This window comes from Thioalkalivibrio sp. ALE12 (assembly GCF_000381105.1).
In the GTDB taxonomy this organism is placed as follows: domain Bacteria; phylum Pseudomonadota; class Gammaproteobacteria; order Ectothiorhodospirales; family Ectothiorhodospiraceae; genus Thioalkalivibrio.
Genome location: NZ_KB905909.1, coordinates 191711 through 205823, shown reverse-complemented (window position 1 = coordinate 205823; position 14113 = coordinate 191711). Strand labels below are relative to the sequence as shown.

Below are 14113 nucleotides of genomic sequence, written 5' to 3'. Positions count from 1 at the left end.
CAGCGGGCCGGGGTCGCGGCAGTCGGGCGTGTTTCTTGGGTACTTCTTTGCACGAGCAAAGAAGTACCTCGCGGCGCGCTGGCGAGTCAGCGCCGGGCAGGCGGCGGACCAAAGCCAACGTAAACACCCGATGCCGAACCAGGATCAGCTACTACGAGGCAGGCGGCCGGGCGAAGCCCCCAAAGGCTGCCGAGGGCTACTCCGCCGCCTTCAGGGCCTGTACGCGGTCGAGCTGCTGCAGGCGCCGCCACGCAAGGAAGGCGGTCAGACTGGCCGCGACCAGGATGCCGAGGGCGGCGAAGCCGTAGGCCTGCGGCGTGATCACCAGCGGCACGCGGAACAGGTCCATCGCAAAGGCCTGATTCAGCAACCAGGCGAACCCGGTTCCGGTCAGCCAGGCGACCGGGATCGCGGCCAGGGTCAGCACCGCGATCTCGCCGAGCAGGATCCAGCTCACCTGACCGCGCGAGTAGCCCAGCACCTCCAGCGTGGCCAGGTCGCGAGCGCGCTCGGCATAGGTGATGCGCGCGTTGTTGTAGGTCACGGCAAAGGCGATAGACACGGCCAGCGCGACGAACACCATCGCGAACACGATGACGGTCTCGCCGATGTACTGGCGGATGTTGCTCTCGGCCTCCGCGATCAGCCCGACGCTGGCGACCCGCGGGCGGTCGGACAGGCTGCGGAACAGCGCATCCTCCTGTGCGCGGTCGGTCAGCAGCCAGGCACCGGAGACCGCCGGACCCTCGCCGATCAGGCGGTTCAGCGCCGGGCGGTACATATAGGCGCCGACACCGATGGGTTCCTCTACCACACCGGCCAGCGGCACCGTGACCGTGCGGCGACGGCCTTCCAGGATCTCTACCTCCACCGGGTCGCCCACGCGCAGCCCGAGCTGTTCGGCCAGGTAGTCGGTCAGCAGGATGCCCTCGTCGGGCAGTCGGCCGCGCCCGCCGCCCATCGGCAGTTGCCGCAGGCGCGGCTCGGCATCCAGGCCCAGCAGGCGCACGCGCTCCTCGCGGTTCACGCCGATCAGCCGCACCGGTACCGCGCGGAAGGTCTCCACCGCCAGTACGCCCGGCTCGTGACGCAGCTCGCCGGCCGCGCGCGCCGGCACCGGGTCGGTGAACTGCAGGTCGATATCCATCTGCAGCACCTGGCCGTACTGGGTGTCCAGCATCTGGGTCACCGCGTTCAGCTGGTAGGCGCCCATCAGCAGCAGACCGCCGGACAGGCCGATGCCGATCACCGACAGCACGGACTTGAGCCGGTGGCGCGCGAGGTTGCGCAGGATGATCCGGGTCGGCTGGTCAAACGCGCCCCAGGCCGCCGAGCGCTCCAGCCAGCCGCGGTGAAAGCGCTCCGGGGCCGGCGGACGCATGGCCTCGGCCGGCTGCATGCGCACCGCCTGCCAGACCGCGCGGAAGGTGCCGAGCATGGCCGCGCCCATGGCCACGCCCACGGCCAGCACCATCACCCAGCCCTGCAGGCGAAAGCTCATCTCCGGGAAGCGGAAGTATTCTGCGTAGATCCCGGCCAGCCCCTGCGCGGCCCAGGCCCCGAATGCGAGCCCCAGCGCACAGCCCACCAGCACGATGCCGCCGGTCAGCAGGGCGTAGTGCCCGGTGATCGCGCCGTTGCCGTAGCCGAAGGCCTTGAGCACGGCGATCGGCTCGCGCTGGGAACGGATGATGCGGCCGACGACGACGTTCAGCAGGAAGGCCGCAACGGCCAGGAAGATGGTCGGCAGGATCGCCGCCTGCGCCCGCAGCTGGGTCAGCTCCTCGGACAGAAAGCGGTGCGAGAACTGATCGTCGCGGCCATAGGCCCCCATGCCGCCGTAACGCGCCAGTTCCCGGTCCATCGCCTCGATCACGGGGGCCGGATCCGCGCCTGCCTCCAGGCTCACGGCCACCGAGTTGAATGCTCCCTCCATGCCGTAGGCGGCGGCCAGCGCGCGGCGGTTCATCCACAGGATGCCGTAGCGCTCGTAGTCCGGCAGCAGGTCGGTGGGGCTGATCTGATAGACAAACTCCGGCGACAGCGCGATGCCGCTGATCTGCAGATCGGTCAGGCGCCCGTCGATAATCGCGCGCAGGGAGTCGCCGGCCCGCAGCTCGTGGGCCTCCGCGAAGGCCTCGCTGACGACCGCCTCGCGCTCGCGACCGGCCTCCGGCAGCCGCCCCTCGCGCAGGTAGAGCCGGTTCAGCAGTGGCTCGCCTCCGTCGGGTATGGAGAGCACGGTGCCCCGGATGGGATCGTCAAAATCGGCGACCTCCAGGCGCACCGGGGCCCGCACCCGGGTCTCGATCTGGTTGATCCCCGGCGTATCCCGAAAGCGTTCCACCGCGCTCTCCGGCGCGCGCTTGATCTCCGCGAACACGTCGGCGAACTGGTATTCCGAGTAGAAGCGGTCCTTGGTGATCGTGAGAGCATCGAGGCTGGTCACGGCGATCACCAGCGTCATCACGCCGCTGGCGATCACCAGCGCGATCGCCGCCGCCTGTCCCTTCAGGTGACCGAGATCACGCAGGATCTTGCGGTTCAGGGCGCGCATGGTCGGCCGCGGTCGCTACCAGTGGAGCTCGGCCGGGGACTGGCGCGTGGCATTTTCGTGGATCTCGCTCACGCGCCCATCGCTCAGGTGGATCACCCGGTCCGCCATCTCGCCGATCACCGCGTTGTGGGTGATGATCGCCACCGTCGTGTCCAGGCGCTCGTTGATGTGCTGCAAGGCCTCCAGCACGCGGATGCCGGTCTTCGAGTCCAGCGCACCGGTCGGCTCGTCGCACAGCAGCACGGCCGGCTGCTTGGCGATCGCGCGGGCAATGGCCACCCGCTGCTGCTCGCCGCCGGAGAGCTGCGAGGGGAAGTGGTCCATGCGGTCCTCCAGCCCGACCAGCGCCAACGCCTCCTCCGGCGGCATGGGGTCGCGCGAGATCTCGGTGACGATCGCCACGTTCTCGCGCGCGGTCAGGCTGGCGATCAGGTTGTAGAACTGGAACACGAAGCCGACATGGTCACGGCGAAAGGCCGTCAGCGTGCGCTCGGAGGCCTGCGCCAGATCCTGGTCGCGGTAGCGCACCTCGCCCTCGGTCGCGGTATCCAGCCCGCCCATGATGTTCAGCAGCGTCGACTTGCCGGAGCCCGAGGCCCCCAGCATCACCACCAGTTCGGCGGTGTACAGCTCCAGGTCCACCCCGCGCAGGGCGTGGATGGTCACCTCGCCCATGCGGTAGACCTTCGTCACCCCCGCCGCGCGAAAGATCACCTCCTGCGTAGCCGCAGGGGCCGGTGACGCGCTCATGCGGGAGCGGCTACCAGATGCGTGGTCGGCGGCGCCGAAGTCCCCGGCTCGGGTGCGCTCGGCAGGATGCCGCCCTCGCCATCCAGGCTCATGGACCACAGGCTCAGCAGCAACAGCAGAATAATCAGGATCGGGATCAGGACGCGTGGTTTCATCGGACAGGCCCTCGCTCGCGGCAATAGCTCCATGCTGCCACAAAGCCTTCGGCGCGGCGCTGCCCCGCTCCCGTCATCGCGAGTCGCGAAGCGACGTGGCGATCTCCATCCGAAGCCGCCTGTTCCTGCGTGCAGACAACTTTGGCCGATTGCCACGTCGCCTTCGGCTCCTCGCAATGACGGGAGCGAGAGCTTCGCGACTCGCGATGACGGTGGTACGAACGACGTCGCGCGAGTACCCGATTTGTTGTTTTGCGCCCAAATATTTACCCTATGCGCACCGTCCGGCCTGTTGCGGGCGCGCAGCGAACCCCGAAATCGCGCGCCGCCAGGCCGCTGTGCCGTCTTTTTTGGACGCCACGCCAACCCGTTTCAACAACGCAAGGAGTCAACATGTCCGCTCTGATCTGTGGGTCCATGGCCTACGACACCATCATGGTGTTCCCCGACCGCTTCAAGAACCACATCCTCCCGGACAAGGTGCACATGCTGAACGTGTCCTTCCTGGTCCCGGACATGCGTCGCGAGTTCGGCGGCTGCGCCGGCAACATCGCCTACAACATGAAGCTGCTGGGCGCGGACCCGACCGTGATGGCCACCGTGGGTGGCGACTTCGCCCCCTACGCCGACTGGATGGACAAGCACGGTATCTCGCGCAAGTTCGTGAAGGAGCTACGGGACACCTACACCGGTCAGGCCTTCATCACCACCGACCAGGACGACAACCAGATCACCGCCTTCCATCCGGGCGCGATGGGCTTCTCGCACCAGCAGAAGGTCACCGACGCCGACGGCATCAAGGTCGGCATCGTCTCCCCGGACGGCCGTGACGGCATGATCGAGCACGCCCAGCAGTTTGCCGACGCCGGCATCCCGTTCATGTTCGACCCGGGCCAGGGCCTGCCGATGTTCGACGGCGACGACCTGAAGCGCTTCATGGAGAACGCCACCTACGCCGCGTTCAACGACTACGAGGCGCAGCTGACCGCCGATCGCACCGGCATGAGCATGGAACAGCTGGCGGAGATGGTGGACGCGATGATCGTCACCCGTGGCGGCGACGGCTCCGACATCTACACCGGCGGCAAGAAGATCACCATCCCGTCGGTCGAGCCGGCCGCAATCAAGGACCCGACCGGCTGTGGCGACTCCTACCGCGCCGGCATCCTGTTCGGCCTGGAAAAGGGCTTTGATTGGGAGACCACCGGCCGCATCGCCTCGCTGATCGGCTCGATCAAGATCGCCCACTCCGGCACCCAGAACCACCACTTCACCGCCGACGAGTTCGCCGACAAGTTCGAAAAGGCCTTCGGCTACCGCTACTAAGCGACCTCACGCCGCCCCGGGCACCCGCCCGGGAACGCAAAAGGCCCGGCCCGAGTTTCCTCGGCCGGGCCTTTTTTGTGGATGGCATCCGCTCCGCCCCCTGCCCCCGTGGGAGCGTGCCCCGTGGGAGCGTGCTTGCACGCGAAGCCCCTGCCCGCGCCCGACTCTGGCAGGGCTTCGCCGGCGAGCCGGCTCCCACAAGACATTCCTACAAGGCTATTCGCCGTAATGCGTACGCGCCCGGATCACGATCACCAAAAACTGCTCGTCCCGAATCGTGTACAGCAGACGGTCCTTGTAGCTGATCCTCAGGGAGTAGTATCCGCGCAGATCACCAACCAGCGCCTTGCCACAGTACGGGTCGACCGCCACCCGGTTGCGCAGGATCTGCTTCACCTTGTCACGCAGCTTCGGCGTCAGACGCCGCAAGTCCTTCTCGGCTTGACGGGTAAACCGAATGGTCCAGGTCACTGCTTCTCCCCGAACACCTCCTCGAATCCCAGCGTATCGCCCTCATCCGCCTCGCGGCGGCCCTGCTCGAATTCCTGCCGGAAGCCGGGTTCCGAGAGCAGTTCCAGGGTCTCGATCAGGCTGGCGTACTCGTCTTCCGACATCAGCACCGCATCGCCGTTGCGATGCCGGATGTGGTAGATCGCGTGCTGTTCGTTCACGCCCTTGATCAGGTCAAACAGACCCTTGCGGGCCTCGGTAGCCGTCAGCGTCGTCATCGCCAGTTACCCGAAACGTACATAAAGTGGTACATATCGTGCGCCCGCCGCCCCACCCGGTCAAGACCGAACCGTCACAAGCAGATAGGGCCCCTGTGGGAGCGTGCTTGCACGCGAATGCCCCTGCTCGCTTCCGACTCTGGCAGGGGCTTCGCCGGCGAGCCGGCTCCCACAAGACATTCCTACAAGGCCTCAGCCCCGCTGATAGGTACCCACCAGGCGATTCATGCCGATCACGTGGGGCTCGGCGTGTTCCAGGAACTGCCACAGGGTCAACCCCGGCGGTAGCTGCAGGTCGGCGTCCAACGCCAGCAGCCAGAAGAAGTAGTGATGCTTGCCGTGGCCCTCGGGCGGCATCGGCCCGCCATAGCCGGTGCGACCAAAATCCGTCTGGCCCGTCGCGCCCAGATCGGTTGCCTCGGACAGGCCATCCAGATCCGGCGGCAGGTTGTACAGCACCCAGTGCACAAAGCCATAAGTGCCCGGCTGGATCAGCGGCGCATCCGGGTCGTGGCAGATCACCGCCAGCGACTGGGTACCCTGCGGCACGCCGTGCCACTGCAGCGCCGGCGAGGTGTCCTCGCCCTCCCCGCTATGGCGTTTGGGGATCGGCTGGCCGGGGCCGAACGCGGAACTCGACAGCTGCATCTCGGACAGTGCAAAACCCATGACTGGCTCCTTTTGAGTAACCTGCCCGCACGGTAACGCCTACAGCCGCACCCCTCCAAGCCGTCACGCGACCACCTCCGCTTGCAGACCGGCGCCGGCATGCGGATCATCCCGGCATGCGCAAACTTCTGCAGAAATGGCTGGCCCCACGCGACCCGCTGGAGTCCGCCGCCCAGGCGGTGGACCACGGCCGCAGCGGCATCGAGACCGTACTGGGCCTCCCGCACCGACTGTCGGTACCGCTGCTGCGCCGCCACTTCGGCGACGACGCCGAACCCTCCGACGAAGCCTTCCGCGAGACCGGCCGCGATGGACACTGGAGGCTGCCGCCGCCCGCCGCCGAGTTCGAGGTGCACCTGTTCGGCGATACCGAAGGCCGCCTGACGCTGGGCACCATCCGCGGGCGCGGCCCGTACACCGGGCTGGTAGTCTTCAGCGAATGGTCACCGGATCACCCGGCCCACGTCTGGCAGCTGCGGGTGGAAGAACCTGCCGGCGAAGCCGCCCAGGCCCTGCACGATCACCTCCTGGACCCGAACCGCTCCCCCGAATAGCCCCCATCGCCGCACACCACCCCCTATAGGAGCCTGCTTGCAGGCGAACCCCCTGCCGTGAGACCCATTCGTTGGAACCAGGCCTCTACGCTGGAAAAATCCCGTCACACCCCCAACATATCCTCAAGGAAAACCGGTAACAGCAGCTCCGCGAAGCGATCGGCGCGTTCCCCCCAACACCCCAGACAGGCAGGGCGGCCACCATGACGCGAAAGCCCCAGTCCATCTCCCTGGTCCTTGGCAGCGGCGGCGCCCGCGGCCTGGCGCAGATCGGCGTGATCCGCTGGCTGGAGGAACACTCGGACTACCAGATCCGCTCCATCGCGGGCGCTTCCATGGGCGCGGTCGTCGGCGGCATCTACGCGGCCGGCCAGCTGGACGCCTACGAGGACTGGGTGAAAACCTTGCGCCGCCAGGATGTCTGGCGGCTGCTGGATTTCTCCTTTCGCGGCGCTGGCCTGATTCGCGGCGACCGCCTGATCGAGAAGCTGCGCGCCATGCTCGGCGACACCGACATCGAACAGCTGCCGATCTCGTTTACCGCCGTGGCCACCGACATCGAGCGCGAACGCGAGGTCTGGCTGAACACCGGTTCCCTGTTCGACGCCATCCGGGCGTCCATTGCCATCCCCACCGTGTTCACCCCGGTGCGCCACAAGGGGCGGCTGCTGGTGGATGGTGGCCTGCTGAACCCGGTCCCGATCGCGCCGACCCTGAACGACGACACCGACATCACCCTGGCGGTCAGCCTGAATGGCCGCGTCGGCGAAGAACTGATCCGCCCCGAACGCACCGGGACTTCCGACTCGCACGTGGGCGCACCAGATAGCCGGGGCCTGCTGAATCACCGCCTGGCCGAGGCCCTGCCCGACCGGGTCGGCACCTGGCTGCAGGACTGGCAGGACAAGCTGGGCCTGGGCGAGACCGACCCCAGTCTGAGCCGCGAACAGGAGGCCCGCGCACTGGGGCTGATCGACATCGTCTCCCACTCCATCGAGGCCATGCAGGGCACCATCGCGCGCTTTCGCATCGCCGCCTACAACCCGGAGCACCTGATCGAGGTCCCGGTCAACGCCTGCGGCGTGTTCGACTTCCACCGCGCCGCCGAGATGATCGACCTCGGCTACGCACTCGCCGAGCGCAAGCTGGGCGGCAAAAAGCCGTAAGCCCCTACCCCCTGTAGGAGGCCAGCCCTCTGGCCGATCCAGCGCCGGCACAACCCATCGGCCAGAGGGCTGGCCTCCTACAGCGGAAAAGAGGGAACGGCCTGCTCAGTGCTTGAAATGCACGAACAGCCGGCCGTGGTTCTTCGAGTCCTTCTCCACACGGTGGTAGCGGGCCTTGATCTCCGGCTGCTGCAGGAAACGCAGCACGCGCTTCTTCAACTGCCCGCTGCCCTTCCCGTGGATAATCTCTACCGTCTTGATGCGCTTATCGCAGGCCTGCTCGATCGCACCGTTGAGCTCGGCGTCGATCCGGCGGCCATTGCGAAAGCACTCGTGCAGATCGACCGATAACCGCGACATCGCAACAAAGCCGGGCTCAGTTCACCGTCACCACGATGCAGCGGGCAAGCTGCTGCACCTTGTGCGACACGCTGCCGGACAGCAGCCCCTGCAGGCCACCCAGCCCGCGCGAACCCATCACCACCATGTCCACGTCGTGGTACTCGGCCTGCTGCAGGATCACCTTGGCCGGAGAGCCATCCTCGATATGGTGCTCGATGTCGGTCACGCCCAGTTCGGTGAAGTATTCGTGCGCCTGCTCCACCAGCTTTCTGGCGATATCCCGCAGCACCTTTGGCGGCACCGCGGAGCCGACCGCCGCGCCGCCCATCGCCAGGGGCGGATCATCCGGGTCCGGAAGATCGGAGAGTTTTCGGATATGCGGCGGCACCTCGCCCTGCAGCAGCACGCTGGCCAGCACCACTCGGGCGTGATACTTGGCCGCCAGGTCCGCGGCAACCTCCACCGCGCGCCACGCATTGGCAGAACCATCCACTGGCACCAACATGGTCTTCAATTCCATACCGCACTCCTTGGAAACGCCGCCAGGGAAACACTGATTAAGGTACACACTTGCGCTTCTCCCCCGTGGGACCCGGCCCGCTCCGGGCCGTTCAGTCGCCGACCAGACTGCCAGACTCGCCCCCCGCGCGCACCCCATTCCAGCCCCCTATACTGGGGACAACAATCCGCCCGGAATCCGCGATGACCCGCCTGTTCGAAAAGACCTACCTCAAGCCCGGCGCCGCCCCCGGCCATGGGGTCCACGCCACCGAACACCCGCACACGGGCGACGCGGTCGTCTCCGCCTGGCACTACCACCGCGAACAGCTCGTCGAACTCGACCCGCAGCGCACCCTGCGCGAGGGCGCACAACCGCACGAGGCTGGCCTGGTCTGGCTGCACCTGCAGGGCGCGCCCAGTCCGCGTCAGCTGCACGATCTGGGCGAGGCCTTCGACCTGCACCCGCTGGCGCTGGAAGATGTACGCCACCAGGGCCAGCGCCCCAAGGTGGACTTCTTCGAGGAGCAGTTGGTCGCCATCCTGCGCCAGCCGCGCCATCACAACGGCAACATCGAACTCGACCAGGTCAATGTGTTCGTGGTGAATACCCGCCTGGTCATCAGTATTCACAGCGGCGAGCATGACCCCTTCGGCCCGGTCCGCGAACGCATGCGCGGCGCCAACCGCAACTTCAATCGCCTGGGGGCCGCCTACCTCGCCTATGCCCTGATGGACACCGTCATCGACCAGGCCTTCCCGGTACTGGAGCACATCAGCGAACGCCTGGAAACGCTGGAGGAAACCGTCCTCGAACAACCCGACCGCCAAACCCTCAACGAGATCCATATCCTGCGCCGCGAACTCCTCGTGCTGCGCCGCCAGCTCTGGCCCACGCGCGATGTAATCGCCCGTCTGATGCGCGACGACATGGAGCCTTTCACCCCGGAGCTCTTCCCGTACCTGCGCGACGCCCACGACCACACGATCCAGATCATGGATCTGCTGGAGTCCTACCGCGAGATGGCCGCCACCCTGATCGAGGCCTATATGTCCGCGATCAACCAGCGCTCCAACGACGTGATGCGCGTACTCACCATCATCGCCACCATCTTCATCCCGCTGACCTTCCTGGTCGGCATCTACGGCATGAACTTCGACAACCCGGACAGCCCCTGGTCCATGCCCGAGCTCTACACCTACTACGGCTACCCCGTACTGCTCGGCTTTATGCTCGCCGTCGTCCTCGGCATGCTCTACCTCTTCCGCCGCCGCGGCTGGCTATAACGTCCCCGCCCCAACATCGCGGCGCCGCTCCCCCCTTCCCGTCATCGCGAGGCCGCAAAGCGGCCGTGGCGATCTCCAGACCGAAACCCCGACGCGCGAACTGCCAAAAGCGATTCACAGGAAGCCATGAAGATCGGAAGGCATAACACAGGATCTTTGCTCGTTCCGCCGGAAGCCTGCCCCTGCCCTTCCGAGCATGGCCGCGCCCCAAGCGACAACCTGTTGAGAGATCACAGCTAGCACCGCGCAGCCGCGATTACGTCCAGCCGCAGACTCCGCTACGATGCCGGCAACGCAGCGGCACCGACCGAACGGAGGATCCATGGACGTCCCATCGAGCGGCACACCGGAACTGGACGAACTGACCGCCCGGGTGGAGGCCTTCGTCGCGGAACGTGACTGGGCCCAGTTCCACTCGCCCAAGAATCTGTCGATGGCGCTGGCGGGCGAGGTCGGCGAACTGATCGAACACTTCCAGTGGCTGACCCAGGAACAGTCGCGACACCTGTCCCCCGAGACCCACGAGGCGGTACGCCAGGAGATCGCGGACGTCCAGATCTACCTCCTGCTGCTGGCCCGCAAGCTCGATATCGACCTTCTGCAAGCGGCCCGCGACAAGCTGGAGATCAACATCCGCAAATACCCGGTACACAAGGCCCGCGGCAACGCCCGCAAATACTCGGACCTGTAATCCACAGGCCGGGCCAACGATCCATTTCAGATCGCGGAAAGTATCTCCCTGGCGGGAGTCTCCACGGTTCTCTTGGCCTCAGCAAAGCCGGGGTGGGCACAGGCCTTCGGAGTGCGGGCCCTGCGGTGAGCCAGACCCGATCGCTTGCGGACTCCGACCAGAACGGGTTTCAAGCCGGGTGTTCGAACGTGAAAGAAGCCAGCCGGGCGGGGTGCCCGGCTTGGCGAGGGAGTGGGGCTTACCAGTCAGGGGCCCCTTCGTCGTCATCTTCGTCTTCGTCGTCGTCATCATCCATGGGGCCGGCGCCCGCCTCGGCACCTCCGCCCATGCTGCCGCCACCACCCGCGCCGGCTCCGCCTTGCGGCGCACCGCCGCCGGCGCCCGCGCCACCTTCGGGCGCACCCGCACCGCCTTCAGCGCCAGCACCGGCTTCAGGGGCTCCGGTATCGGCGCCCGCGCCGGCATCTCCACCCGTCTGGGCCTGCGCGGCACCGAGGCCGCCCAGCGCAAACATGGAACCCAGGACCATCGCGATCGCAGTTTTCTGGAAAGTCGACATCATGCGTTTCTCCTTCAGGATTGGATCGAATTGCAGTCAATCGATCAAGGCCATGCTGGCGTTCAATTGACTGCACTGAAGGAACAGCAAGCGGAATGCCAGAACGACATCCGGCAACGAAGGTCTCGTTTCTGCCAAACGCCGTGATCCACTTCTCGCGCAGGCGCGGACACGCCATCCACCCGCAATGACGCAAAACGACACATGGGCTGGAACGACCCGGTCAGGACGCTACACCGCCGTTCTGGAGCACGAGATCACGCGTCCGCCAGAGTGGGCCGCTGACCGGAGTTTCTGCTGCAGGCCGCCTTCCGCAGCAAACCCTCGATCATGCCGGCCGGAGCCCGGGACGACCTGCGGATGGCCGCAGCCCCCGCGGGAGCTCGCGATGACGGCCAGTGAAGCACCGTGATCGCGAGGAGCGCAGCGACGTGGCGATCTCCCGGGACAGCCCGGGCGCCGGATCCGGCGGGCGTCAGGGCCTACGCCGAGAGGTTCCACCCTGCGCAACAAAAAAAGCGCCCGGGGAAAACCCCGGGCGCCTATGGATCTGAACCGGGCGAACCGCCCGGCTCGGGCCGTGCTTACTGCTGGAACTGCTCCAGGTCGAAGCGGTCGGCGTTCATCACCTTGGTCCAGGCCGTGATGAAGTCCTTCACGAACTTCTCCTGGTTGTCGTCCTGGGCGTAGACCTCGGCGTAGCTGCGCAGGATGGAGTTGGAGCCGAACACCAGGTCGATGCGGCTGGCGGTCCACTTCACCTGATCGCCCTGGCGATCGCGCACCTCGTACACGCCGTTGCCCGCGGGCTGCCAGGCGTAGGCCATGTCGGTCAGGTTGACGAAGAAGTCGTTCGTCAACTGGCCCTCACGGTCGGTGAACACGCCATGCTTGCTACCACCATGGTTGGTACCCAGCACGCGCATACCGCCAATCAGCACGGTCATCTCCGGCGCGGTCAGGCCCATCAGCTGGGCGCGGTCGAGCAGCATCTCTTCCGGCTTGACCACGTAGTCCTTCTTCAGCCAGTTGCGGAAGCCATCGGCCAGCGGCTCCAGCGGTTCGAAGGAGTCGGCGTCGGTCATCTCGGCGCTGGCGTCACCCCGGCCCGGGATGAACGGCACCAGGACATCGTGACCGGCCGCCCGGGCCGCCTGCTCGATGCCCACGCTGCCACCCAGCACGATCAGGTCGGCCACGCTCGCGCCGGTCTCGGCGGAGAGCTGCTCGTAGACCTTGAGCACGCGGGCCAGGCGCTCGGGCTCGTTGCCTTCCCAGTCCTTCTGCGGCGCCAGGCGGATGCGGGCGCCGTTGGCGCCACCGCGCATGTCGGAGCCACGGAAGGTACGGGCGCTGTCCCAGGCGGTCGCGACCATCTCGGCGATACTCAGCCCGCTCGCGGCGATCTTCTTTTTGGCGGCCTCCACGGAATAGTCCGTGTTGCCGGCCGGCACCGGGTCCTGCCAGATCAGGTCCTCCTGCGGCGCGTCCGGCCCGATGTAGCGGGTCTTCGGGCCCATATCGCGGTGGATCAGCTTGAACCAGGCGCGGGCGAAGCAATCCTTGAAGTACTCGGGGTCCTTGCGGAAGGCGTCCATGTACTTGCGGTAGACGGGATCCATCTTCATCGCCATGTCCGCATCAGTCATGATCGGGTTATGGCGGATGGAGGGGTCCGTGGCATCGACCGGCTTGTCCTCCTCCTTCATGTCCACCGGCTCCCACTGCCAGGCCCCGGCCGGGCTCTTCTTGAGCTCCCACTCGTGGTCGAGCAAGGCCTCGAAATAGCCCATGTCGAACTGGGTCGGGTTCTTGGTCCAGGCGCCTTCGATGCCGGAGGTGATGGCGTTGGTGGCCTTTCCCTGCATGTTGGGGTTCTTCCAGCCGAAGCCCTGTTCCTCGACATTGGCCCCTTCCGGTTCCGGGCCCAGCGCGCCGGCATCGCCGTTGCCGTGGCACTTGCCCACGGTGTGACCGCCGGCGGTCAGCGCCGCGGTCTCCTCGTCGTTCATCGCCATGCGGGCGAAGGTCTCGCGTACCTGTTCGCCGGTCTTCAGCGGGTCGGGCTTGCCGTTGACGCCTTCCGGGTTCACATAGATCAGACCCATCTGGACGGCCGCCAGCGGGTTCTCCATGGTGTCGGGCTTTTCGACGTCGCCGTAGCGCTCGTCGGAAGGCGCCAGCCACTCCTTCTCCGCGCCCCAGTAGGTGTCCTTCTCGGGGTGCCAGATATCCTCGCGGCCGAAGGAAAAGCCGAAGGTCTTCAGGCCCATGTTCTCGTAGGCCACGTTGCCGGCCAGGATGATCAGGTCGGCCCAGCTGATCTTGTTGCCGTACTTCTTCTTGATCGGCCAGAGCAGGCGGCGCGCCTTGTCCAGGCTGGCGTTGTCCGGCCAGCTGTTGATCGGCGCGAAGCGCTGGTTGCCGGTGCCGCCGCCACCCCGGCCATCGGCGATCCGGTAGGTACCCGCCGCGTGCCAGGACATGCGGATCATCAGCCCGCCGTAGTGTCCCCAGTCGGCCGGCCACCACGCCTGGCTCTCGGTCAGCAGCGCGTGCATGTCCTTTTTCAGGGCCTCGAAGTCGAGCTTCTTCACCTCTTCCCGGTAGTCGAAGTCCTCGCCCATCGGGTTCGTCTTGCGGTCATGCTGATGCAGGATGTCCAGATTCAGCGATTCCGGCCACCAGTCCATCACCGAGTGACCCGCGGCCGTCTCGCCGCCGTGCATGACCGGGCACTTGCCCATGTTCTGATGCTCACCCATATCCTTCTCCTTGTTCGCTGCGTAGAGCGTGTTCGTGTTCGGGAAGCCACTATCCTTTCGTGATGG

15 protein-coding genes are annotated in these 14113 nt (G+C 66.4%); 5 read left to right on the top strand and 10 right to left on the bottom strand.

Going from position 1 to position 14113, the window contains the following annotated elements:
• Positions 1-196: 196 nt before the first annotated feature.
• The 3 genes from F614_RS0109815 to F614_RS14905 are packed head-to-tail and all read right to left on the bottom strand — an operon-like array spanning position 197 to position 3462.
• The gene (locus tag F614_RS0109815) at positions 197-2557 is read right to left on the bottom strand and encodes an ABC transporter permease (protein WP_019558790.1); all 2361 of its coding nucleotides are present in this window, start codon (positions 2555-2557) and stop codon (positions 197-199) included.
• A 15-nt stretch (positions 2558-2572) separates the two neighbouring features.
• Positions 2573-3307 (bottom strand): ABC transporter ATP-binding protein, encoded by a 735-nt coding sequence (locus F614_RS0109810; protein ID WP_026329844.1) that lies wholly within the window; start codon positions 3305-3307, stop codon positions 2573-2575.
• The gene (locus F614_RS14905) at positions 3304-3462 is read right to left on the bottom strand and encodes a hypothetical protein (protein ID WP_019558788.1); all 159 of its coding nucleotides are present in this window, start codon (positions 3460-3462) and stop codon (positions 3304-3306) included. The genes F614_RS0109810 and F614_RS14905 overlap by 4 nt, the downstream gene beginning before the upstream one ends.
• A gap of 393 nt (positions 3463-3855) precedes the next feature.
• Between F614_RS14905 and F614_RS0109800 the strand changes: the two genes are divergently transcribed.
• Positions 3856-4788, top strand: a complete 933-nt coding sequence (locus F614_RS0109800; protein WP_018876421.1) for a carbohydrate kinase family protein — start codon at positions 3856-3858, stop codon at positions 4786-4788.
• A 216-nt stretch (positions 4789-5004) separates the two neighbouring features.
• Here the strand turns inward: F614_RS0109800 and F614_RS0109795 are convergent, their stop codons facing one another.
• From F614_RS0109795 to F614_RS0109785, 3 genes are all read right to left on the bottom strand, one after another.
• Positions 5005-5259, bottom strand: coding sequence for a type II toxin-antitoxin system mRNA interferase toxin, RelE/StbE family (locus tag F614_RS0109795; protein WP_018882869.1), 255 nt, complete (start codon positions 5257-5259; stop codon positions 5005-5007).
• The gene (locus F614_RS0109790; RefSeq protein WP_018146344.1) at positions 5256-5516 is read right to left on the bottom strand and encodes a type II toxin-antitoxin system Phd/YefM family antitoxin; all 261 of its coding nucleotides are present in this window, start codon (positions 5514-5516) and stop codon (positions 5256-5258) included. Before F614_RS0109790 ends, F614_RS0109795 begins: the two co-directional genes overlap by 4 nt.
• A 192-nt stretch (positions 5517-5708) precedes the next feature.
• On the bottom strand, positions 5709-6185 hold the full coding sequence (locus F614_RS0109785; protein ID WP_018878052.1) for a YbhB/YbcL family Raf kinase inhibitor-like protein: 477 nt from the start codon (positions 6183-6185) through the stop codon (positions 5709-5711).
• Positions 6186-6301: 116 nt separating this feature from the next.
• Between F614_RS0109785 and F614_RS0109780 the strand changes: the two genes are divergently transcribed.
• Together F614_RS0109780 and F614_RS0109775 are read left to right on the top strand one after the other, a co-directional pair.
• Positions 6302-6739, top strand: coding sequence for a hypothetical protein (locus tag F614_RS0109780; RefSeq protein ID WP_018882867.1), 438 nt, complete (start codon positions 6302-6304; stop codon positions 6737-6739).
• Between the two features lie 203 nt (positions 6740-6942).
• Positions 6943-7905: a patatin-like phospholipase family protein gene (locus F614_RS0109775; RefSeq protein WP_018879780.1), complete on the top strand. Its 963-nt coding sequence runs from the start codon at positions 6943-6945 to the stop codon at positions 7903-7905.
• A 105-nt stretch (positions 7906-8010) separates the two neighbouring features.
• On the opposite strand, the gene F614_RS0109770 is transcribed toward F614_RS0109775, so the two are convergent.
• The gene (locus F614_RS0109770) at positions 8011-8265 is read right to left on the bottom strand and encodes a Smr/MutS family protein (RefSeq protein ID WP_018867944.1); all 255 of its coding nucleotides are present in this window, start codon (positions 8263-8265) and stop codon (positions 8011-8013) included.
• Between the two features lie 16 nt (positions 8266-8281).
• The gene (locus tag F614_RS0109765) at positions 8282-8767 is read right to left on the bottom strand and encodes a universal stress protein (RefSeq protein WP_019558787.1); all 486 of its coding nucleotides are present in this window, start codon (positions 8765-8767) and stop codon (positions 8282-8284) included.
• Between the two features lie 182 nt (positions 8768-8949).
• On the opposite strand from F614_RS0109765, the gene corA reads away from it, so the two are divergent.
• Together corA and F614_RS0109755 are read left to right on the top strand one after the other, a co-directional pair.
• Positions 8950-10032 (top strand): magnesium/cobalt transporter CorA, encoded by a 1083-nt coding sequence (corA, locus tag F614_RS0109760; protein WP_019558786.1) that lies wholly within the window; start codon positions 8950-8952, stop codon positions 10030-10032.
• A 322-nt stretch (positions 10033-10354) separates the two neighbouring features.
• Positions 10355-10723: a nucleotide pyrophosphohydrolase gene (locus F614_RS0109755; protein WP_018867941.1), complete on the top strand. Its 369-nt coding sequence runs from the start codon at positions 10355-10357 to the stop codon at positions 10721-10723.
• A gap of 238 nt (positions 10724-10961) precedes the next feature.
• Here F614_RS0109755 and F614_RS15085 read toward each other — a convergent pair whose 3' ends face one another.
• Entirely contained in the window at positions 10962-11285 is a 324-nt protein-coding gene (locus tag F614_RS15085) for a hypothetical protein (RefSeq protein ID WP_018867940.1), read from the bottom strand.
• A 581-nt stretch (positions 11286-11866) separates the two neighbouring features.
• On the bottom strand, positions 11867-14047 hold the full coding sequence (gene katG / locus F614_RS0109745; RefSeq protein WP_019558785.1) for a catalase/peroxidase HPI: 2181 nt from the start codon (positions 14045-14047) through the stop codon (positions 11867-11869).
• Positions 14048-14113 lie beyond the last annotated feature (66 nt).